Origin of the sequence: Truepera sp. (assembly GCA_032027045.1) — a bacterium.
Taxonomy (GTDB): Bacteria; Deinococcota; Deinococci; order Deinococcales; family Trueperaceae; genus JAAYYF01.
Genome location: JAVSMU010000001.1, coordinates 155,676 through 176,080, shown reverse-complemented (window position 1 = coordinate 176,080; position 20,405 = coordinate 155,676). Strand labels below are relative to the sequence as shown.

The 20,405-nt window shown below is 67.0% G+C and carries 17 protein-coding genes; 13 read left to right on the top strand and 4 right to left on the bottom strand.

What is annotated here, in order from left to right; genetic code table 11:
• Positions 1-2: 2 nt before the first annotated feature.
• From ROY82_00730 to ROY82_00720, 3 genes are read right to left on the bottom strand one after another with little or no spacing between them, the layout of a single operon-like run.
• Complete coding sequence (locus ROY82_00730) at positions 3-3,833, bottom strand: nitrate reductase subunit alpha (protein MDT3680988.1); 3,831 nt, start codon at positions 3,831-3,833, stop codon at positions 3-5.
• Positions 3,830-4,948 carry an iron-sulfur cluster assembly protein gene (locus tag ROY82_00725; GenBank protein ID MDT3680987.1) on the bottom strand — a complete coding sequence of 373 codons (1,119 nt, stop codon included), beginning with the start codon at positions 4,946-4,948 and terminating at the stop codon, positions 3,830-3,832. Before ROY82_00725 ends, ROY82_00730 begins: the two co-directional genes overlap by 4 nt.
• Positions 4,949-4,999: 51 nt before the next feature.
• A complete protein-coding gene (locus ROY82_00720) occupies positions 5,000-5,224 on the bottom strand; it encodes a hypothetical protein (protein MDT3680986.1) in 225 nt (74 codons plus the stop codon).
• A 149-nt stretch (positions 5,225-5,373) separates the two neighbouring features.
• On the opposite strand from ROY82_00720, the gene ROY82_00715 reads away from it, so the two are divergent.
• Positions 5,374-6,399: an NTP transferase domain-containing protein gene (locus ROY82_00715; GenBank protein MDT3680985.1), complete on the top strand. Its 1,026-nt coding sequence runs from the start codon at positions 5,374-5,376 to the stop codon at positions 6,397-6,399.
• A 111-nt stretch (positions 6,400-6,510) separates the two neighbouring features.
• Here the strand turns inward: ROY82_00715 and moeB are convergent, their stop codons facing one another.
• Positions 6,511-7,638: a molybdopterin-synthase adenylyltransferase MoeB gene (gene moeB / locus ROY82_00710; GenBank protein MDT3680984.1), complete on the bottom strand. Its 1,128-nt coding sequence runs from the start codon at positions 7,636-7,638 to the stop codon at positions 6,511-6,513.
• A 258-nt stretch (positions 7,639-7,896) separates the two neighbouring features.
• On the opposite strand from moeB, the gene moaC reads away from it, so the two are divergent.
• From moaC to ROY82_00650, 12 genes are all read left to right on the top strand, one after another.
• Complete coding sequence (gene moaC / locus ROY82_00705) at positions 7,897-8,364, top strand: cyclic pyranopterin monophosphate synthase MoaC (protein ID MDT3680983.1); 468 nt, start codon at positions 7,897-7,899, stop codon at positions 8,362-8,364.
• Between the two features lie 102 nt (positions 8,365-8,466).
• Positions 8,467-8,718, top strand: coding sequence for a MoaD/ThiS family protein (locus ROY82_00700; protein MDT3680982.1), 252 nt, complete (start codon positions 8,467-8,469; stop codon positions 8,716-8,718).
• A gap of 1 nt (position 8,719) precedes the next feature.
• Positions 8,720-9,151: a molybdenum cofactor biosynthesis protein MoaE gene (locus ROY82_00695; GenBank protein MDT3680981.1), complete on the top strand. Its 432-nt coding sequence runs from the start codon at positions 8,720-8,722 to the stop codon at positions 9,149-9,151.
• 48 nt (positions 9,152-9,199) lie between these two features.
• On the top strand, positions 9,200-10,186 hold the full coding sequence (gene moaA / locus ROY82_00690; GenBank protein MDT3680980.1) for a GTP 3',8-cyclase MoaA: 987 nt from the start codon (positions 9,200-9,202) through the stop codon (positions 10,184-10,186).
• A 693-nt stretch (positions 10,187-10,879) separates the two neighbouring features.
• On the top strand, positions 10,880-11,911 hold the full coding sequence (locus ROY82_00685) for a hypothetical protein (GenBank protein ID MDT3680979.1): 1,032 nt from the start codon (positions 10,880-10,882) through the stop codon (positions 11,909-11,911).
• A gap of 8 nt (positions 11,912-11,919) precedes the next feature.
• A complete protein-coding gene (locus ROY82_00680) occupies positions 11,920-12,786 on the top strand; it encodes a hypothetical protein (GenBank protein ID MDT3680978.1) in 867 nt (288 codons plus the stop codon).
• Complete coding sequence (locus ROY82_00675; protein MDT3680977.1) at positions 12,783-13,472, top strand: hypothetical protein; 690 nt, start codon at positions 12,783-12,785, stop codon at positions 13,470-13,472. The genes ROY82_00680 and ROY82_00675 overlap by 4 nt, the downstream gene beginning before the upstream one ends.
• Before the next feature lie 13 nt (positions 13,473-13,485).
• Complete coding sequence (locus ROY82_00670; protein MDT3680976.1) at positions 13,486-16,515, top strand: hypothetical protein; 3,030 nt, start codon at positions 13,486-13,488, stop codon at positions 16,513-16,515.
• 126 nt (positions 16,516-16,641) lie between these two features.
• Entirely contained in the window at positions 16,642-17,010 is a 369-nt protein-coding gene (locus ROY82_00665) for an antitoxin Xre/MbcA/ParS toxin-binding domain-containing protein (GenBank protein MDT3680975.1), read from the top strand.
• Positions 17,011-17,577 carry an RES family NAD+ phosphorylase gene (locus ROY82_00660; protein MDT3680974.1) on the top strand — a complete coding sequence of 189 codons (567 nt, stop codon included), beginning with the start codon at positions 17,011-17,013 and terminating at the stop codon, positions 17,575-17,577.
• Positions 17,578-17,940: 363 nt separating this feature from the next.
• Positions 17,941-19,173 carry an MFS transporter gene (locus tag ROY82_00655; protein MDT3680973.1) on the top strand — a complete coding sequence of 411 codons (1,233 nt, stop codon included), beginning with the start codon at positions 17,941-17,943 and terminating at the stop codon, positions 19,171-19,173.
• A gap of 327 nt (positions 19,174-19,500) precedes the next feature.
• Positions 19,501-20,346: a type IV toxin-antitoxin system AbiEi family antitoxin domain-containing protein gene (locus ROY82_00650; GenBank protein ID MDT3680972.1), complete on the top strand. Its 846-nt coding sequence runs from the start codon at positions 19,501-19,503 to the stop codon at positions 20,344-20,346.
• The last annotated feature ends 59 nt before the right edge of the window (positions 20,347-20,405 follow it).

Here is a 20,405-nt window from a genome sequence, read left to right as displayed (position 1 = left end):
GCTCACATGCTCCTTCCGAGCTGTTCCTCGCGGTAGATGACCTTGCGGCCGCCCGCCTCGAGCGGCTTCTTGCGGATCAACACGACGGCGTCGCGTTCGGAAGGGCTGGGACCCTGGTAGTTGAGCCAGTAGGTCCAGTTGGCGTAGCCGCCCACCATGGTGGCCGGGTTCATCATGATGCGGGTGGCGGCGTTGTTGTTGCCGCCGCGCAGGTCGCTGGCGCCCCGCTCGCGGGCCAGCGAGGAGAACGGCACGTTCACGTGGCGTTCGGACGAGTGGTAGAAGATGGCCATGTCGCGCGGGATGGTGGCGCTCACCACGGCGCGCACGACGCTGATGCCGTTCTCGTTGTAGAGCTCGACCCAATCGTTGTCGCCCACGCTTATCTCGCGCGCGTCGTCGTCGTTGATCCACACCACTTGGCCGCCGCGGAACATGTTCAGCATGTGCCAGGTGTCCCAGAACATGCTGTGGATGGACCACTTGCCGTGCGGCGTTATGTACCTGAACGCCTTGGTGCCGGGCAGCTTGAGGTCGGCGGCTGAGACGTCGCCGATCTTGATCATGTCGACGGGCGGCTTGTAGGTCGGCAGGTCCTCGCCCAGCTCGCGGAACATGCGGTGGTCGAAGTAGACCTCCTGACGCCCCGACAGGGTGTGCCAGGGCTTCAACGTCTCGACGTTCATGGTCCAGGAGGCGTAGGTGCGGCCGCCGCTCTCGATGGCCGACCAGTGCGGGGAGGTCATCGCGCGCCGCGGTTGCGACACCAGGTCGGGGTAGTGGTGGCGGATCTCGCGGTCGTGCTCGGCTAGGTGCGCGAGGGGCACGCCGGTGCGCTTCTCGAGGCCCCGGAAGATCTGGTACGCCACCTCGCCGTCGCTCTCGGGCGAGATGCGCAGGATGATCTCGGCGACCTGCTTGGCGTCCTCCATCGACGGCAGGCCGTTCTTCTCGCCCACCAAGTAGCTCTCCTTGAGCTCCTCCACTATCTCGGAGAGGTCGGTCTTGATGCCCTTGGCGCCGTAGCCGTTGGGCCGGGACACGGCGGGACCGAGGGTGGTGTACTTGTCGAGGATCTTGGTGTAGTCGCGCGTAACCACGCTGACGTTGGGGAAGGTCTTGCCCGGCACCGGCGTCTCGCCTGTCGCCCACCAGTCGACCAGCTCGCCCAGCGGTTGCGCCAGCTCGTCCGGCGTGTCGGTCGACAGCGCCGTCATGACCAGGTCTTCGACCGGTTCGCTCAGGTACGTCATTGCCAGCTCCGAGATCTTTGCGGCGACGTGCTTGAAGGCGTCCCAGTCGTGCTTCGACTCCCACGATGGGTCGTGGGCCGGTGTGAAGGGGTGGAAGAAGGAGTGGAGGTCGGTGCAGGTGAGGTCGTACTTCTCGTACCAGTGCGCGGTGGGCAGCACGATGTCGGAGTAATTGGCCGATGAGTCCATCCGCAGGTTGACGTTGTAGACGAGGTCGAGCTTGCCGTGCGGCGCGTCGTCGTGCCACTCTATGTCGTCGACCAGGTCTTCCGAGCGGTCGTCCCCGAGGACGTTGTTGTGGGTGCCGAGCAGGTGCTTGAGGGCGTACTCGTGGCCGCGCATCGAGGTGCCGATGAGGTTGCCGCGGTAGATCCACAGCACCTTCGGGTGGTTCTCGGGAGCGTCCACGTCGCGCAACGCGAACTCGAGCTCCCCGTCACGGAACTGCTTCGCCACCCAGGTGGCCACCTGGGCGTCCGTGGTGCAGCCGGCTTCTCGCGCCTGCTTGAGCACCTCCATGGGGTTGCGCTTGTCGAACTGCGGGAAGAAGGGCAGCCAGCCGTTCCTGACCGCCAGCATGTTCATGTCGGCCACGTGCCCGGCCTTGCCCGGGAACACCTTGGCGCGCGGCGCCCACAGCGGCTCCAGCGTCATGCCGTCGTAGCGCCACTGGTCGGTGTGGAAGTAGAAGTACGAGGTGGAGTTCGCCTGCCGCGAGACGACGTCCCAGTCGGCCGCCCCACCGAGCGTGCCGATGGCGGCGAAGGGGCGTACCTTCTCGGTGCCGACGTAGTTGTTGAAACCGCCGCCGTTACGGCCCATGCAGCCGGTGAGGATGCCCATGACGGCCATGGCCCGGTGGGTCAGCGGTCCACCGTGGTACCAGTGGAGGGCGCCCGAGCCGGTGATGAACATGCACTTGCCGTTGGTCTTCTCGGCCGTGTCGGCCCACTCACGCGCTACACGCAAGACCAGGTTGCGGTCGACGCCGGTCTCCTGCTCCTGCCAGGCGGGCGTGAACGGCTGTGACGCGTCGTCGTAACCCTCCGGGTAGGCGCCCGACAGCCCGCGCCCGACGCCGAACTGCGCCAGCAGCAGGTCGTAGGCGGTGGTCACTCGCACCGGCCCGTCCTTCGTCTGGACCATGCGAGACGGCACGCCGCGGAAGTTCGCCGTCGCCGGCACGCCCTTGCCCTCGGTGGTGCCGAACTCGACGTTGAAGGTGTGGGTGAAGTCGGCGAACGCCACCGTCGCCTCTTCATAGGCGCCGTCCATCACCGTCAGCGCAGGCTCGAAGGCCTCGCCGCTGCGGGCGTCCTCCTGCTTGAGGTTCCACCGACCCGTGGTGCGTTCTTCCCAGCGGAAGCCGAGCGAACCGAGGGGCAGCCGCAAGCCGCCGTCCGTGTCGAACTGCATGAGCTTCCAGTCGCCGTGTTCCTCGTCCTCGTAGCCCTCCAAGTCGGAGGCGCGTAGGAAACGGCCGCTCACGAAGTGACCATCCTCCTCGTCGAGCCGCACCAGGAACGGCAGGTTGGTGTACTGCGCCACGTAGGGCAGGAAGTAGTCGGAGCGCTTGGCTACGTGGAACTCCTGCAGGATCACGTGGATGCAAGCGAGCAGGAACGCCGAGTCGGTGCCCGGTTTGAGGGGCACCCAGAGGTCGGCGAACTTGGTGATGTCGGCGTAGTCGGGCGAGAGGTTGACGATCTTGCCGCCGTTGTACTTGTGCTCGGAGGCGAAGTGGGCGTCGGGTGTGCGCGTCATCGGCAGGTTGGTGCCCGCGACGATCCAGTAGGCGCTCTGGTACCAGTCGGCAGCCTCGGCCACGTCCGTCTGGTCGCCCCAGATGGCCGGCATCATGTGTGGCAGGTCGTGGTACCACTCGTAGAAGCTCAGCATGGTGCCGCCGAGCAGGTTCGCGAGGCGCTGTCCCGAGATGAAGCTGACCATGCTCATCGCCGGTATGGGGGAGAACGAGGCGAGATGGTCGGCTCCGTAGCGCTGAATGGTGTAGATGGTGGCGGCGGCGATGATCTCGGTCGACTCGTCCCAGGTGCCGCGCCGCCAGCCCGCCTTGCCGCGCGCCGTGCGGTACGCCTTCGAGCGCGCCTCGTCTTCGACGATGGCCGCCCAGGCCTCCACCGGCCCCTTGCCCAATTCGCGCTCGGCCCGGTAGAAGTCGAGCAGCACGCCGCGGATGTACGGGTACTTGGGCCTCACCGGGCTGTACGGGTACCAGGACGACGAGATCCCGCGTTGGCAGCCGCGCGGCTCGTAGTTCGGCGTCTCGTCGTTGATCTGGGGCCAATCGGTCTTCTGCAGCTCCCAGGTGATCATGCCGTCCTTGACGAACACTTCCCAGGAGCACGAGCCCGAGCAGTTGACGCTGTGGCTGGTGCGCACCGTCTTGTCGTAGGACCAACGGCGCCGGTAGAACTCCTCCCAGGCGCGCGGCTCGTCGAGCACGCGGAACCAGCGTGCGCCCCTCGCCTGGGAAGCGCCGTTACCGGCGGCAGCCGGCGGCGCTGACCCGTTCTTGGTTGCGGCGCTATTGGAGCTGCCCTTTGCGTCGGTGCTCATCCACGCACCTCCGCTTCGCCGGCGGGGGCTGCTCTGACCACGTCCATGACGTCCATCTCTGCCAGGCTCGACGCGCTGGCGTTCGCAGAGCAACCGCAGCCGCCCTCGCCGCCGCAACAGCTGTCACCCGCGGTCTCGTCAGTGTGGCCGGCCTCGTAAACCTGGGGCTGCACGCTCGCATCGTCGGAGCAGGTGCACCCCGGCCCACCGTCACAGCCGTCCTCGTAGGAAGGCTCGTAGCTCAGCCCGGGACCGTTCTCGCTGCCCCGTCCGTAACTCGTTACGTTGGCGCCGTCAGCTGCCAAGCCGCCGTACTGCGCCGCGTAAGCCAATCTGAACGCCTCGACGAACGGCCGGAAGTCGCGGACGGTGCCGTAGACGGCCACCACGGCGTCCCGCGACCTGTCGTAGACGAGGTTCACGGCCTCGGTGCGCCCCACCGGGTGACTCCGGGCGACGCCGCCGAGGTCAACCCAGTCCTCACGGAGCGCTTGCAACGACGTGTAAAGCAGCTCGCCGCCCTCGTGGACCTGCCACCACAGGCGGAACTCCCAGCCGTCCAAGGTCACGGCTCGCTGGACCGACTCGGCCTGCAGGTCATGCGGGTCGATCTCCCACTGCAGCACCCGCAACGGTCCGTCGTAGGTAGGGTCGCTCGCACCCTGTGGTTCCGCCGGCTCGTCATCGACGTCTGTGCCCTGCCCTGCCCTGCCGGGTTGGCCCACGGACCCCTGCGGCTCGGGCCGTGCGCGGTTGGACCGGCCAAGGTCGCCTAGCAACACGTCGGGTTGAGGGTCGACGCCGTCTTCCAACATCTCGGCCTGCAGTGGGTTCATGGAACCGGTACCGAGGATCATCGAGCTGTCGTCGTATGGCGCCTCGGTCTCCACCTCCACGAGCGCGAAGCTCGCCCCGTAAAGGACGTCGCGGATGCCGCCTTCCATGGCAGCGACCTTGTCTGCGTTGGTGGTGTTGGGCGCGAACCTGACCATGACGGTAGACCCGTCGACGGTCACGTCCTTCACGAACCCCGCACCCACGATGTTACGCGAGGTCCCCGGGTAGGGCACCGCGCGCAGTCTCTCCAGCACCTCTGCTGACGTCAGATCGGTCATCCCGACTCCTTCCCCGACGACTTCGGCCGCGCACCCTCCGTCGCCGCCGCCTCAATCTGGCGGCGGGAGTGCGGTGCATTCGCTGACGTAAGTCAGGAGGTCTGCGACGCTCCTGAAGTACCGCTGCTCGCCGTGCTGCCCCCCGGTGACACGCCAGCGCCATTCAGGGCGCTTCGCTTCATCGGTGGGCTCGAGCCACAGGGTGATGACGAACGACGTGCCGGCCTGGCCGGTCGGCGTGCGCCTCGCCTGGGCTGGGCGATGTTGCTGAGCCATCCGTTGCAGTGTCGGACGGTGCCCTTCCAACCGGCTTCCAAATTCGCGGCCGACCCGTTCCGGGTGGCGGGTCAGGGGACCGGGTTGGGTGCGGAGGCGGTGTGGACGGAGGCGTGATCCGCCGCGCGGTGCTCGTGCTAGCTTGATGCGTGGACAGTTCCCGGCGCCACGAGCAGATCAGCTATCACCCGTACCTGGTCGCCTTCTCGGGACGCATGACGCCCGAGGCGGTCGGCATGCTACAGCGCGTGGCCGAAGCCCTGTCTACGGAGTTCCAGGTAGGCCACGCGCGTGGACCGGCGCCGGGCCTCGTCGGTAGGCACTACGACATGCTCGAAAACGACATCGTGCTGCTCGAGGGCGCTGCCGGCCCGGACACCCCGACCGTCCTGTTGCTCGACGAAGAGGGGCGGTGTGACGACGCGCCGGAGACCCCGGCCACGGTGATCGCCACGGTCGGCGCGGGCCTGAGCATGGCCGGGCTCCAGGTACCGCACCACCGGCCCGACGATGTCGCTGGGTTGGCGGCGAGCATCCGCTCCCACCTCTTGTCGCTGGCCAGCCGAACACCGCTCTACGGCCTGGTACTGGCGGGTGGCGCGAGCCGCAGGATGGGCCGACCGAAATGGGCGCTCGAGTACCACGGCGAACCGCACGCGCTCTACCTGAGTCGGCTGCTTGCGCCCCACTGCGACCGGGTCTACCTGTCGATCAACGCCGAGCAACAGTCTGAGCCGGCGCTGGTTGGTCGCCCTCACCTGGTCGACCGCTTCGTCGAGGTGGGGCCGCTGGGCGGCATCCTCACCGCGATGACGGCTCACCCAGGCGCCGGCTGGCTGGTCTTGGCGTGTGACCTTCCGTTCGTTCGCGCTGAGACGGTAGAGCGCTTGCTCGGTGAACGAGCTCCGCTGCGCTTCGCCACGAGCTACCGCAGCCCTCATGACGGTTTGCCCGAACCGGTGTGCACGATCTACGAGGCCAAGGCGCGGCTGCGCCTGTTCCAGGTGCTCGCGTTAGGCCATGACTGCCCCCGGAAGATGCTGTTGAACTCGCGGATCGGGCTCGTGACGAGCGTGGATGAGGACGAGCTGGTCAACGCCAACCACGTGGCCGACTACGAGCGGGCTCTCGGCCGCATACGGGTCGCCGAGCAGGGCGTGTCAACCCAAAGCTAGTCCGTACCGAGGCGTGGGCGTGTCAACTCAGAATTGATTCGTACCGGGGCGTGTCGACTCAAAACTAATTCGTACCGGGGGTGGGCGGTTGACACTCGAGAAGTCGCCGCTCTACGAGCGCAAGGACCTTCCATGGCGTTCCCAGGCCCGCCACGCCTGGTAGCCTCCTTCGAGGTTGGCAAGTCGGGGAAAGCCGGCCTTGCGTAGCAAGGCGACGGCTTCGAGGCTACTGGTGCCGTGGTTACACACACAGACGATCAGCCGGTCGCGCCACCGCGTGAGCTCACTCAGCCTCGTAGGCAGCTCGCTCAGTGGGATGTTGACGCACCCCTCCATGCTGCCTACCGCGACCTCGGAGGACCCGCGAACGTCGAGCAGGATGTGCTCCACGTTCGCGCTGCGCAGGTGCTCGTAGCCCGCGGGGTCGAGTCGTTGAAGGTTGTCTACCTCGCGAGTTCCACCGTCTATCGCGCGCACTTCGCTAATGGTGGGGGCAGCACCGCAAAGGGGGCAGGCGGGGTCTCGCCTCAAGCGCAGCTCACTCCACCTCATCGCCAGCGCCTCGTAGCGCAAGAGCCGACCAACGAGCGACTCCCCCAAACCGGCAAGCAATTTGATGCTCTCCGTCGCCTGCACCATGCCCACCATTCCCGGTAGCACACCCAGAACCCCGGCCTCCGCACAAGAGGGGATGGTGCCGGGAGGAGGTGGTACGGGAAAGAGGCAGCGGTAGCACGGGCCCTCGCCTCGGCTGAACACGGTCACTTGACCCTCGTAACGGTAGATCGAGCCGTGCACCACCGGAACGCGCCCGAGAAAGCCCGAGTCGTTGATGAGGTAGCGGGCCGTGAAGTTGTCGGTGCAGTCGACCACTAGGTCGTACCGGCCGACGAGGGCGCGCGCATTACCCTCTTGCAGCGTGAGGTCGTGCTCGTCGACCTGCGTGTCCGGGTTCAGGTCGCGCACCGCGCGTGCGGCCGAAGCAACCTTGGCAGTGGCTACGTCGCGGTCGCGGTGGATGACCTGCCGCTGCAGGTTGCTCAGGTCGACGACGTCGTCATCCACGATCCCGAGGCGACCCACGCCGGCGGCCGCCAGGTAAAGCAACACCGGAGATCCCAGGCCACCCGCGCCGACCACGAGCACAGAGGCGTCCAGCAGCCGTTGCTGCTGAGCCTCGCCGAAGGAGTAGAGCCTGAGCTGACGGTCGTAACGGGCCCGCTGCTCAGGGCTCAGCATGAGGTCACCGCGAGCCGCCGAAGGCTTGCTTCCAGAACACCGGCCAACGCCCGGCCCATGGGTGCAAGCCTATCACCGCGCGTATGGCTGCAAATAAGCTGCTGGCCGGAGACCTGATGCCGGCCGGGGCTTACCGTGCCATTCCCGCAGTACACTCGGAAGCACGACGATGGAGGAAGGAAGATCCGGGGGCCCTGGATAGCGTCCTGCGTGGGTGGAGGTCTCGGGGAAGCCGCGGGAAGCCAGTGAGGAGTTGCCATGCTGACCCACATCGACGAGAAGAGCCGCCCGCGCATGGTGGACGTGGCCGGTAAGGGGGTGACCCGGAGAACGGCCTCGGCTCGCGCCTACGTCAGCCTGCCCAAGGCGGTCATGGGCGCCATCACGGGCACCGATATCGGCAGCGAGAAGGGTCCCGTGTTCCAGACCGCCATCCTGGCAGGGATCATGGCCGTGAAGAGGACCGGCGACCTCATCCCGCTCTGTCACCCGCTTCCGATCGACAGTTGCGATATCGACATCACGTTCGCCGCCGACCAGCGGGTCCAGATCGACTGCACGGTATCGGTGGACGGCAAGACCGGGGTCGAGATGGAAGCGCTCACCGGTGCTGCCGTTGCCGCCCTCACCATCTACGACATGTGTAAGGCGCTCTCCCACGAGATCGTCATCCAGGAGGTGCGGCTGCTCCGCAAGCGGGGAGGGAAGCATGACGTCGACGTTTGAACGGCACGAAAGCCTGGAGTGCGGGCGCGCTGCGCCCGAGCAGTACAAGACCGGTGCTCGCCGCCACGAGCCTCAACCGACTCTCTGCCCGGGCTATCAAGCATGAAGCCCCAGAAGAGCGTGACCCTCGAGCACTTCGCGATCTTCCGGGAGGTGAGGCAGCGTGACCGGGAGAGCGTGTCGACCGCAGCGCGAACGGTCGCGGACCTCTATCAGGAGCTGAGAAGACTGCACGACCTCCCCCTGCCGATCGAGGCGCTCCGGGTGGCGATCAACGACGAGTTCGCGCCTTGGGAGAGCGAGCTGCAAGACGGCGACCGCGTAGCGTTCATCGCGCCGGTGGCGGGGGGGTAGCTTGTTCGTCATCTCGAAAGAGCCGATCCCTGCGAGTCAGCTGACGCAACGGCTGGAGGACCCGGCGGCCGGCGCCCGCAGCATCTTCGAGGGCCGCGTCAGGAACCGCGCCGATGGACGGGAGGTGACCTCGCTTACCTACGAGGCGTACGAGGCCCTTGCCGTCAAGGAGGGGAACCGGATCTTGGCCGAGGCACGGGAACGCTTCGATGTCCTTCACGTGGCTTGCGTGCACCGCGTAGGCCACCTCCAGATCGGGGAGTGCGCCGTCTGGGTGGGCGTGGCGGCAGCTCACCGAGAAGCCGCCTTCGGCGCCTGCCACTACATAGTCGAGGAGCTCAAGAACCGTGTTCCCATCTGGAAGAGGGAGACGTACGCCCAAGGCGACTCGGTCTGGGTGAGAGCTTTCTCGTCCGAACCCGCTCCAACTTGATGTCCTATCATGCGCACACTTTCAGGGAGTGACCCAGCAGGAGCGCCGATGGAATCCAAAGCCCTCATCGATAGTCACGGTCGCGTCGTAAGAGACCTGCGGGTGAGCGTCACGAGACGCTGCAACTTCCGGTGCACTTACTGCGATCCGCTGGGCATGGGTCACAAGGATCCAGTTGGAACCGTGAGCGTCCAGGACGTTGCTAACGTCATCAGCGCCGCCGTGGGCCTCGGCATGACCTCGGTGCGGTTCACGGGTGGGGAGCCCCTGATCCGCAAGGAACTGCCGGAGATGATCCATCACGCCAAGCGCGTGGCCGACGTTCCAGACGTCGCGATAACGACCAACGGCTCCCTTCTCTCCCGCCGGCTGCCCGAACTGCTCGCTGCCGGTTTGGACCGGGTGAACATCTCCCTGGATGCGCTGGACCCCGAGGTCTTCCGTAGAGTGACGAACGGGGGCAGCATCCGCCCCGTCTGGCAAGGGATCGAGGCCCTCATCGAGGGCGGGCTGGGGCCGGTCAAGCTGAACGCCGTAGTGATCCGCGGGATGAACGACGGCGAGATCCGGGGGCTAGCAGAACTTACCCGCGACCTGCCGGTTCACATGCGCTTCATCGAGTACATGCACCTCAACAACGCCGCGCCTGACGAGTACCGGCAGCAGTTCGTGGCCGGCAAGGAGACTCGCGCCAGGATCGAAGCGTGGTTCGGGGCGCTCGAGCCGCTCCATAACGACCCAAGCGCACCGGCCCGGCTCTTCCGCGTTCCCGGTTGGAAGGGAGCCATCGGCTTCATCAACCCCGTCTCCGAACCCTTCTGCGGGGCTTGTAGCCGGATGCGGCTCACCAGCGACGCCACCCTTCGCCCCTGCCTGATGACGGATCGCGAGGTCGACATAAGGCCGGCGCTGCTCGAAGCGGACCCGGTACCCGCGATCCAGGAGATGTTCCTGGTAGCGGCCTTCCGGAAGCCGGCATCGGGCATCACCGCTCCGGTCGACAGGCCCCGGACGATGGTCGCGATCGGCGGCTAAGCGCAAAGCGGCAATCACGTTGCGTAGCGGTCCGTCGGCCACCCGCGGCCGGCGCGCTGACTCCCAGCCCATACCGAGATGGCCGTTGCTTGGGCCACAGCGCACGAGCGGCTTGCGTGAGCGAGCCAAAAAAGAAGCCCCCTGGTCTGACGCTGCTACTTAGCGGCGCTCTGAGGGCTTCGTTAGGGGATGCCGTTGCTGCTTTGCGTCCCCTTAACCACCTATAGGATACGCCGCCCGCGCTGGAGTGGGTCGGGACGTTCGCCCCTGGGTGGGAGGGCCGCCACATTCCTGAAACGCCACCGGCGGTGCTAAAGTGCCGCCAAACTGGAGGTAGCGACGATGGACGCTGGCGCGGCAAGTCTCAACGCAGCAGGACGTGACGTAGCTCGGCACGGCTCGGTGCGAGGGGGAGTGGCCCGCGGCAGGGTGGCTAGTGGTTGGCGCTCGCTACTGCTTACGTCCTGCCTGGCTGCCCTGGTCGCAGTGGCGCCCGGCTGCGCCGCACCTGCCGGCGCTAACCTCGGCTCCTTGGCGATAACGGTCACGGCGCCGAGCGGAGTGGCCGCGGGCATCGAAGTAACCGGCCCGGGTGGGTACCACAGTGTGGTAAGCGCAACTCGGACGCTCAGTGGCCTCGCGCCGGGTGCGTATTAGCTGACGGCCCCGGCCGCACGCCTGCCCGGGACCTTGGTGGACGAGCTTTACGACGGCACCGTCGTGGGCGGTGGCACCGTGCAGGTGAGCGCCGGCGTCACGGCCACAGAGACCGTGAGCTACCTGCTCCGCCCTGGTACGGGAGCGCTGTGGGTGGCCGTTCATGGCAGCAGCAAGATCGCTGCGTTCGGTGCAACCCAGTTGCCCAGCGGAGGGGAGGGGGTGACTCCAGCGCGGGCGCTTGGCCTCGGTGCGAGCCAAGGGCCGTACGCGCTCGCCTTCGATGCCGACGGCGACGCTTGGGTCGGTACGCAGGCGGGTTACCTGATCGAGTACGCGGTGACGGACTTGGGCGCGTCCGGTACGCCCTCACCCGCAGTGGTGATCGACACGGGGAGCACAGACGTGAACGGCATCGCGTTCGACGCGAGCGGAATGCTGTGGGCCACGATTGCCGGTGGTATCGCCGGCTACGCGCCCAGCCAGTTGGCGAGTTCTGGTTCACCTGTGCCGGCAGTGAAGATCTTGGGCACCGCTTCACATGCCTTGCCTTACCCGCAGGCGTTGACGTTCGACGTAGGTGGCGGGTTGTGGGTGGCTGCGAACACCTTCGTGGCCCGCTACTCCCCCGCCCAACTGCTTACAGGCGGGGCGCTCGATCCCGACGTGGTGGTGGGGTCCAACGGTACGTCTCTCCAGACCGCCCGCGGGTTGGCGTTCGATGCCGCGGGCGCGTTGTGGGTGGCGAGCTGGAGTAGCGGCGCGGTAGAGAAGTTCCGGCCGCAGGACATCGTCTCAAGCGGCGCGCCCGACCCCACCGTCCGCTTGACAGGCATCGGGGTATCCCCGCTGCGCCTGGCGTTCGACAACGCCGGCAACTTGTGGGTCACGAGCAGCTACGATCCGGGCTGGACTCTGGCTGGACATATCGGGATGGTGGAAGCCGCCAACTTGGTAGCGTCCGGTTCTCCGGGCCTTGGTGCGAGCTTCACTAACGTGGGTGGATTCGATTCCGGTGGAACGCTGGCGTTCGCGCCACCGGCGCCTGGTCTGGTGGGGGCGCCGTAAGCGCCACCATGAGGCTCCGCCTCGCCACCGCCCTATTCGTCCTCATCGGCTCCGGCGCCTTCGCCCAGTCGCCGCCCCTCTACCTGCCTTTGGGCGAGGAGCTCTTGGCCAACGTCTCGGTGGACCAGCTGGTCATCTCGTTCGACGGCGAGACCACCAGTTCGCCCAACGGCCTGCGAAGTTACTGGGCCGTCTTTCCGGACTTCACGCAAGAGGGCCCGTGGTCGACCGTGGTGTATGTCGCCGACGCCTACGAGGCCGGCGAGGCGCTTCGCGTGAGGATCAACCGGCACGCCAACGTTGCGCCGGTCGTCCGCTGGATCAACGACGAGCTGCTCTACCTTCAGGTGTGGTGGGGCCGGATCGCTGCCAGCGACCTCGTGCTCGAAGTGGGCGCGGGGGAGTTCATCTACCGCAAGCTGGTCTACTTCCCTCCAGAGTTGCCCACGCCCGGTAGCACGTCGAGCGCGCCTCGGTTTCAGCTAGCGGTCGAGCACGTCGCGGGCGCGCTGCCGCCCGAGTGGCAAGCGGTGCGGGTGCTCTCGACTCCCGAGGCGCGTCAGATCGAGCTGACGACGTTGCCTCCGATGGTCACCGAGTGTTACCTCGAGCCCACTGACGAGGAGTTGACCATCGCGCACGACTGGCTCCTGCGCTTCTTGAGTGAGCAGCTCGAGGACGCCCCGCCGCGCCCCGTCGAAACCGTGTGCCGCAACTGTCCGAGCTACCGCGTCAGCTGGCAGCTCGGAGCCGACGAGGGTCACTTCGACTTCTCCGAGGCCAGGCCCTACCGCTACCCGGCGCTCGACGTGTTGTTCCCGCTGCTCGAGCGTCTGCTCGAGCGCATGGTCGAAGAAGGAGAGTGTGCCGCATGATGCACCCGCGAACGGGGAGCACCGAGTACGGCGTATGGCGGCGGCTGCTCGTCACCCTGGCGATCACGGCGGCCGTTTCGCTGACTCACGCCCAGTACCTCGGCCCGATCGGCCCGGGCGAGGCGAGCTTCGACGGCGTCAGCATGCGTGGGCGCCTGGCCGACTGGCGGCGCGAGGCAACACCGACCTTGCTGTTGAGCGCACCCGGTAACCGAGTGTTGCGCGTGTTCGCCGACATCGCCGGTGACGGCGCCTTCGCTTTGGTGCTGCCCACCATAGACGACGACACGCCACTTGGCTCCACGGTGTGCGGCGGCCCTGGCAAGCCGCGCATCACGGTCCTGTTCGACGTCGAGTTGCTCACGCCGCTCGACGGCTTCACCACGCCGGACGAAAACCACGGCGGCCTGAGCATGATCGGCATGGCGATCCTGGCGGACGCGGCGTTCGCGAACGACATCGGAGCGCCCGGCACCCGCCGGGTGCAGTGGTTCGCAAGCCGCGAAGCCCGGAGCGTCGCTGTGGGCGAGTGCAACAACGTGAACGCCTTCGACCTCCTCGCGGGCTGGACGCCCGTCACGCTGGTGAGCGGGCCGAGTGGCGGGCCGCACACGTACCATCCAGGCATCGAGGAAGGCCTGGGTTGGTACTGGTGGGCCTTCCCCGAGGCGCCCGCCGCGCCTTAGGTCGGGGAGGTAAGTGAACAGCCCGGCCGCGACCATTACCGTTGGCCCCGGAGCCGTATTACGCGCGCTCGGCGGCGAGCTGCTCGGCGTCTTCGCCGCGGCGCGCCGCACCAAGTTGAGCATGTGGTTGGCTTACGGGGCCATCTTGACCCTGGCGGCCAGCGTGGGCGCCTTGCCGTTGGGCTGGCCGGCGTTGGTGCTACAGGTCGCCGGGTTCATGCTCGTGGCCATGCTCGTGGTGTGGCCCGAGGTGTTCGCGCGCGGCATGCGCGAGGACGACGTGTCCGGCGTGCGCGAGCGCGACAGTGCCGCCGTGGTCAGGTACCTGCCCGTGGTGGTGGCAACGTTCGCGTTGCCGATCTACTTGCTGGCCCAGGCGGTGCTGTTCAGAGGCGTCATGCGGCACCTGCCCGGCGTGCTGGTGGGCGATGGTTGGGGAGCCGCGTGGCGCCTCTCGTTCGACAACCTGCTCCTCACAGAGATGTTCTTCGACCTGTTCGACGTGTTCGGCCTGAACCTGGCGGCCGAACCCGGCAGCGTTGCCGGGCGTCTGCTGGTGTTCGGCACACGCTTCCTCCTCAGCGTCGGCTTCGTGCGCATCGCCCTCAGCCTCGGTCGGGCGGCCTACTACCGAGCACACGGGCTGGGCCGGGGCGCCGACCTCCTCGCCGAGCTCGAGGAGGCCGTCGCGCGGCGCGACGCGGTGGAGGCCGGGCACCTGGGGCGCGAGCTGACGACCGGCGTCCGGGAGACCGCCGACTTGTTGCTCGCTCGGGGCAAGTTCGAGGCCCGGAGTGAGGCCAGCCTGCGAGGGCTGCGTGCCCTGCGCGACTGGGTGATTCCCTACCTTCGCTCTCGCGCCAACTTTGGAGACCCCGACGGCGCGGCGCTGGAGTCGCTGGTCGAAGAGCTGGGCGCCGGCCGGAAGGAGGCCGAGCGGGCCGTACCGCGGCCGCGCTTCTGGCTGTCGGGAACGGCCTTCCTGCTCACCGCCGCCACGCTCGCGGGAGCGGCGCTCGGCTCCGGCTGGCTGCCCTTCGCGCTCGGGCTCGGGTTCATGGTTCTGCTCGGCTGGCTCTTGGCCTCGCCCCGGGCGTCTTACGAGTGGGCGATGGAGCACGGCCTCGTGCCGTTCGTGTCGCTTGCGGGGCTGCGCGGCGCGACCGTCGCCTGGGCTGGGGGCCTGACCGCGCTGTTCCTGCTGGCCTCGTGGGGCGCGTTGTGGCACGGGGCCAATCTCTGGCCCGGCGCGTTCGCCGGCTCCGGCACCAGCTTCGACCGCGGCGGGCTGCTCGGGTTCGTGGCGTCCAGTCTGCTGCGCATCCAGCTCTTCTTCAGCGTCCCGGACATCTTCGGACTGGCCCAACCGGCGTTGGAGCAGCGCCCGGTGGTCGGAAGCTTGTTGACCTTGGCGCTGCGGACGGGCCTCAACCTCGGTTCCGTGGCCGTGGTGTTGACCGCCATCACCATCCAGCGTGACCGCTGGGGCCTGAGTGGGCTGGTGGGGGCGCCGGACGACCTGGCCATGCGCGTGGAGGCGTTGAGGGGTGGGCGCTACGCGCACCTACTGGTGACCTACCACGACCTGCGCGTCGGCCAACGTCTGTGGTCGGCGCTCGACGCGGCCGAGGACGCGGACACGCAGGACGCTCTGGTTGCCAGCGGCGCGTTCGACTGGTGCCTGCTGTACACGTCGCTGGAGGAGGCCTTCTCGCCGGCCCGCCTGCGCTCGCAAGCCGCCGTGGTAGGTGCGCTCCACGAGCGCGGCTGGAACGACACCGTCACTCCGCTCGTCCAGGAACTCGACGCTGCCCTGCATGGCGGAGAGTGGCCGCTCGCGGTCCAGGTTCAGGTGCAAGCGCGCCGCGCCGTCATCGACGTGCGCGACGGGAACATCCCCCTCGCCACCGAGCGTCTCGCACTGGCGTACGGCTGGCTACTGGACGAGGGCGACGCCATGAGCAGCGCCGAGCGCCAGGAGGCCTGCGCCCTGTGGGCACGCTCGGTGCTTCGTGCCCTTGCCATCTTCCCCCCCGACGCCGTAACCGACGGCACCGCCTTCACGTTGGCGGAGCGCGCCACCGAGATGTTGCAGGACCTACGGAAGTCCGACCCGGAACGGTTCACCACCGACGCGCTGCGAGCGGGCACGCTGCATGCCGTGTTGAGGGGCAGGGCTGAAGGGGTCGCGGACGCCGCGGCCGAGCTGGCCGAGTTGTCGGACGAGGTGCTGGCTCTTCCGGCCGGCCATCCGTGGCGACTGGTGTTGCTCGTCCAGGTCGCTGCGGCGCTCACGGCAGCACGGGCGTTGGCTGACGCCGAGGAGGCAAGCGGGTCAGCGGTGTCCGACACGGGGGCAGTCGGCTCGAGCGCGGCGGTCGACACGGGGGCAGTCGGCTCGAGCGCGGCGGTCGACACGGGAACGGTCGGCTCAGGTGCAGCGCCGACCGACACCTCCAAGGCCGGCGAGTCGCCGGCCGCCAGCCTGTCAGCCCTCGAGGAGCGCGTGACCCAAGCCCTGGGTGTGGCTCCCGGTCAGGAGTGGGACGCCAAGGCGGTTGCCACGCGCGCGTACGACGAGCGCCTCGGGGAGGAACTCAGCCAACTGGTCATCGTGCTGTCGGGCCTGCCCCCCTCACGGGCTGCCTACCTGACCGCAACGCGCGTTGCCGACATCTTCCAGGCTCGCTACGACATGGGAGTGTTCGAGGCACGCGGCCACGCTATCGGCCTGCGCATGATGGCGGTCCTCACCGTTCACGGGCTAGGCGATCACGAGGAAGTGCTGGCGGCAGCCTACGAGGTGTTCCGCCGCGCGGAGGGCCTGCGGCCCAGCCCGCCCGACGAGCACCTCCTGGCCTTGACGCACGCGCTATGCGCCAGGTCGGCCCGCGCCCTCGGGCGTGAGGAGTTGGCGTGGGAACATGCTGCGCTGGCGCGTTCCCACTCCCTGAGGATTGTGGAGTCGGGGTGGGATGGCGCCGCGGCGGCCGCGGCAGAGGTCAGCTCTTACCTGTCGCCGTTGGACGCTGGCCTCAATTGAGGGTCGGCGCGGCTGTGCTAGATGGGCTTGAGGCCCCCACGGGCCCATGAGGTTTGCCGCGCAGGGCTCGCTATCACTAGACTCGGAACAATAGAGGAACTAGAATGGAACCGAAAGGGGGCTGGAATGGCGAACATCCTTAGCCACACGACGCCCGAGGTATTCAACCTGGAGTCGGGTCGCGTTGATGCCCGCCGCTTCGCAGAGTATCTCCACATCGGTACGGTAGAGATCTCAAGCATCCTGGGAGTCAATGACCGCACACTTCGCAAGACTCCTGATTCGCGGACAATCCAGGAACCGCTCAAGAAGTTGCTCCGGGTGGTAGACGGGCTCAACCGATTGACCGGTCACGACGATAGCCAGGTGCGTATCTGGCTCAATGCGCCACATCCGGACCTCGGAGGAATCAGCCCGCTCGATCTGATGCAGACCGGCAAGATCCAGGGGATAGTCGACCTGGTGGAGGACATGCTCACGGGAGCGCCGGCATAAGTGGCGACAGCCCGCGAGTACGGCGCACTAACCGCTACCGCACCAACGCGGGCACTGCAAGGAACCGGGTACCGCTCCATCGACGTCAACTATCAGGCTGAACCCCTCAGCGTGACAGGCTCGCTTCAGCGAGGTGGCCGCTTCAACGCCAAAGGCGAATTCGGCGCTATCTACCTTGCCGGCGACCCTGTTACCGCCTTAGCTGAAATCGAGGGCCTGCTGATGACCAGTGGCGGCCTGATAGGGCTCCCTCAAGACCCCCGCACGATGTTCAGTATTCATTACGACCTGGCGCGCGTCCTCGACCTAACCGACGCGGTTATCGTAGGACACTTGGGCGTTACATCTGAAGCACTTAAGGGTCCTTGGCGTGTCACGGAGAATCCCGTCACTCACCTCATCGGCCGCGCCGCGTACCACGCCCGAATCCAAGCAATCCGCTTCCCTAGCACGAAGCACCCCCAGGGCATTAACCTGGCTGTCTTCCCGGCGAACTTCGCCAAAGGGGGGCACGGTTACCTGCGTGTTCACGACAGCAGCGGGAGGTTCCTCCATGCTATCCCTTAGCTTCTTGGCATCTCGTGCTGAGAAAAGCGACGGATTCCGACTCGATTTCTGGGCAGCCAAGGGCCTCTCGAGATGCTGAGGCAGGCCCAACCCTAAGTCGACTTCGCTGGTGAACTCGAGCAGTTCCAGCGCCACGGACTGCTGCTTCACCCGGTAGGCGATGCCTCCCAAGCGAACGTCGAGTTAGCGCTAGGCCTGCCAAGCACTCCGCTCGGCCCGCATGAACGGGTCGGGGTAGCGCCGGCGCTCCGAATCGAGTAGCACGGTAGCGGCACGGGTCCACCGGATCACCGGATCGCGAGGGCATAGCTACCAGAATTTCGACCTTCCATTTCGACAAGGGTGGCCTCTACCTTAGCCACCATGACCGCTTTGCCCACATCCACCCGGACCAACCCGCTGCGTCACGGTTCCTTCCGCCTGCTTTGGCTGGGCGAGACGATCTCCGTGATGGGCGACCAGTTCTACCTGGTGGCCCTGCCCTGGCTCACGCTGTCGCTGGGCGGTAGTGGCATGGACCTAGGCGCCGTGCTGATGACAGCCGCCATCCCGCGCGCCCTGCTGATGCTGCTCGGGGGCGCCGTGAGCGACCGCATGGCGCCGCGCACGGTGATGCTGGTGTCCAACGCGCTGCGCTTCGTCGCCGTCGGCCTTCTCGCCTACCTGGTAGCCGGCGGCACCGTCACGCTCACGCACGTATACGTGCTCGCGGCACTGTTCGGCGCCGTGGACGCGTTCTACCACCCGGCGCTCTTGGCAATCGTGCCGTCGCTGGTGGGCGAGGGGCAGCTCGAGCCCGCCAACGCGCTCGTGCAGGGGAGCGAACAGCTTGCGCTGCTGCTGGGGCCGGCCGCGGCCGGCGTCCTGGTGGCGTCGGCCGGCCTGGGGCCCGCGTTCGCCATCGACGCGCTCACGTTCGTCGCCACCGTCACCACGCTTCTCGCGCTACGCGCCCCACGCACGCAACGTGCCGACCCGAGCGGCAACGTGGCGCGGCAGGTGCTCGAGGGGCTGCGTTACAGCCTGAGCCGGCCCACGATCCGCACCATGCTCCTCACCATCGCCGCCCTGAATGTGGCCGTCACGGGCCCGGCCTCGGTGGGCCTGCCCCTGTTGGCGGAGCGGATGTTCTCCGGCCCCACCAGCTTCGGTTTGCTCATGTCGTGCTTCGGCGGCAGCGCGCTCGTCGGCGCGATCCTGGCCGGGACGCTGCTACGTGCGGCGCCTCTGGGGCGCCTGCTGATACTCACGTCGTCAGCCTTTGCGGTGGGACTGGCAAGCCTGGCGTTCGACCGCACCATGCTCCCCGCCCTGCTGGCGCTCGGGGTGATGGGGTTGTCCGTCGGGGTGCTCAACGTGCGCGGCATCGCCTTCCTCCAGGGCCAGGCCGAGGAGGCCTTCCGCGGACGCCTGATGAGCCTAGTGATGTTCGCCTCCGTTGGACTCGCGCCGTTGTCGCTGGTGGCGGCCGGCGCGCTGGTCGACGCCGGCTTCGTCCCGCTCTTCCTCGGCGCCGGCGCACTTGTGGCACTGGTGACCGGCGTACTCTTCTTCACCCCATCACTGCGGCGCTTGGGCAGCCCCGCGACAGCCTGAGTCGAAGATCCTGGAAGTCGGCACAAAGTCCTTGCGTCCCTGGCGGGGGTGGGTCGTGTTGGGGTGCAGCGGTGCCGCCCACACGCTCATGGTTCTGATCTGGCCGCGCGCCTGCTGTGTTTCGCGGTGCGGGGGGTCATACGAGTAGAGTCGCCCGATGAGTCCAGGGCGGTGCAGTTGTTCGGCGCGAGGGTCTTTGGAGGCACACGGGCACCAGCTCACAGCCGACTGTGCACGGGGCGCCCAGAGTCCACCAAGAGTTGACCTTTTACCAGTTCCGTAAAGGCATGGAATTGGACACTTTGTGCTTGTGTTATTCTGTCTACCGTGAGTAGTCGTAATGGGAGCACATTAAAGCTGGTCCTAGGCAGAGTCCCCCCCGGCTTCTATGTCGATATGCCGTGGCTCAACCAGCACGGAGTCTCGCGACAACTCGCCCACAAGTACGCGGAAGGCGGCTGGTTGGAGAGAGTCGTGACAGGCCTCTACCGTCGTCCCACGCCTCCGTCCGCGCAGCCTCCTGCGCGCGATTGGGTGCTCCCACTACTCTCAGCCCAGAGGATCATGGGCTACGAGATCCACGTGGGCGGCACCACTTCACTGGCATCTGGCGGGTATGTCCACTACCTGCCGCTCGGCAGGCCGGCGGCTTATCTCTACTCGAACAAGCCCCCATCGTGGCTCAAACGACTACCGCTCCAAACCGAACTCAGGTTGCGGAAGAGGAGGCTGTTCACCGATCCTAACTTCGGTCTCGAAAACACGGAGATGAGCACCGGAAGCCGCAATGACGATGCGCCCTTGCCATGGGAGTGGCCCTTGGTGGCTTCGAGCCCTGAGCGGGCGATCCTCGAAGCCATCGACGAGCTTCCGCAGACCGAGAGTTTCCAGTTGCTCGACGAGTTGTTCGGGAGCCTGGTGAATCTGCGTCCTCACGTGACCACGGAGCTGCTCACGACTTGCACGAGCGTACAGGTAAAGCGTCTCTTCCTGGTGTTCGCGGACAGGCACGAACACGCCTGGCGGAAGTACCTCGACTTGTCGGCCGTCGATCTTGGTTCCGGCGACCGTGCCTTCTACCCCGGAGGCAAGCTGCACCCGCAATACCGCATAACGGTGCCCGCGGATCTCCTGCCGCGTTCCAAGGGAGAAGGCCAAGGACATGCCGGCTGAGTCCTTTACCAACCAAGCACGCTTGCTCGTTCGCGCCCTACCTGTGATTGCCGAGGAGA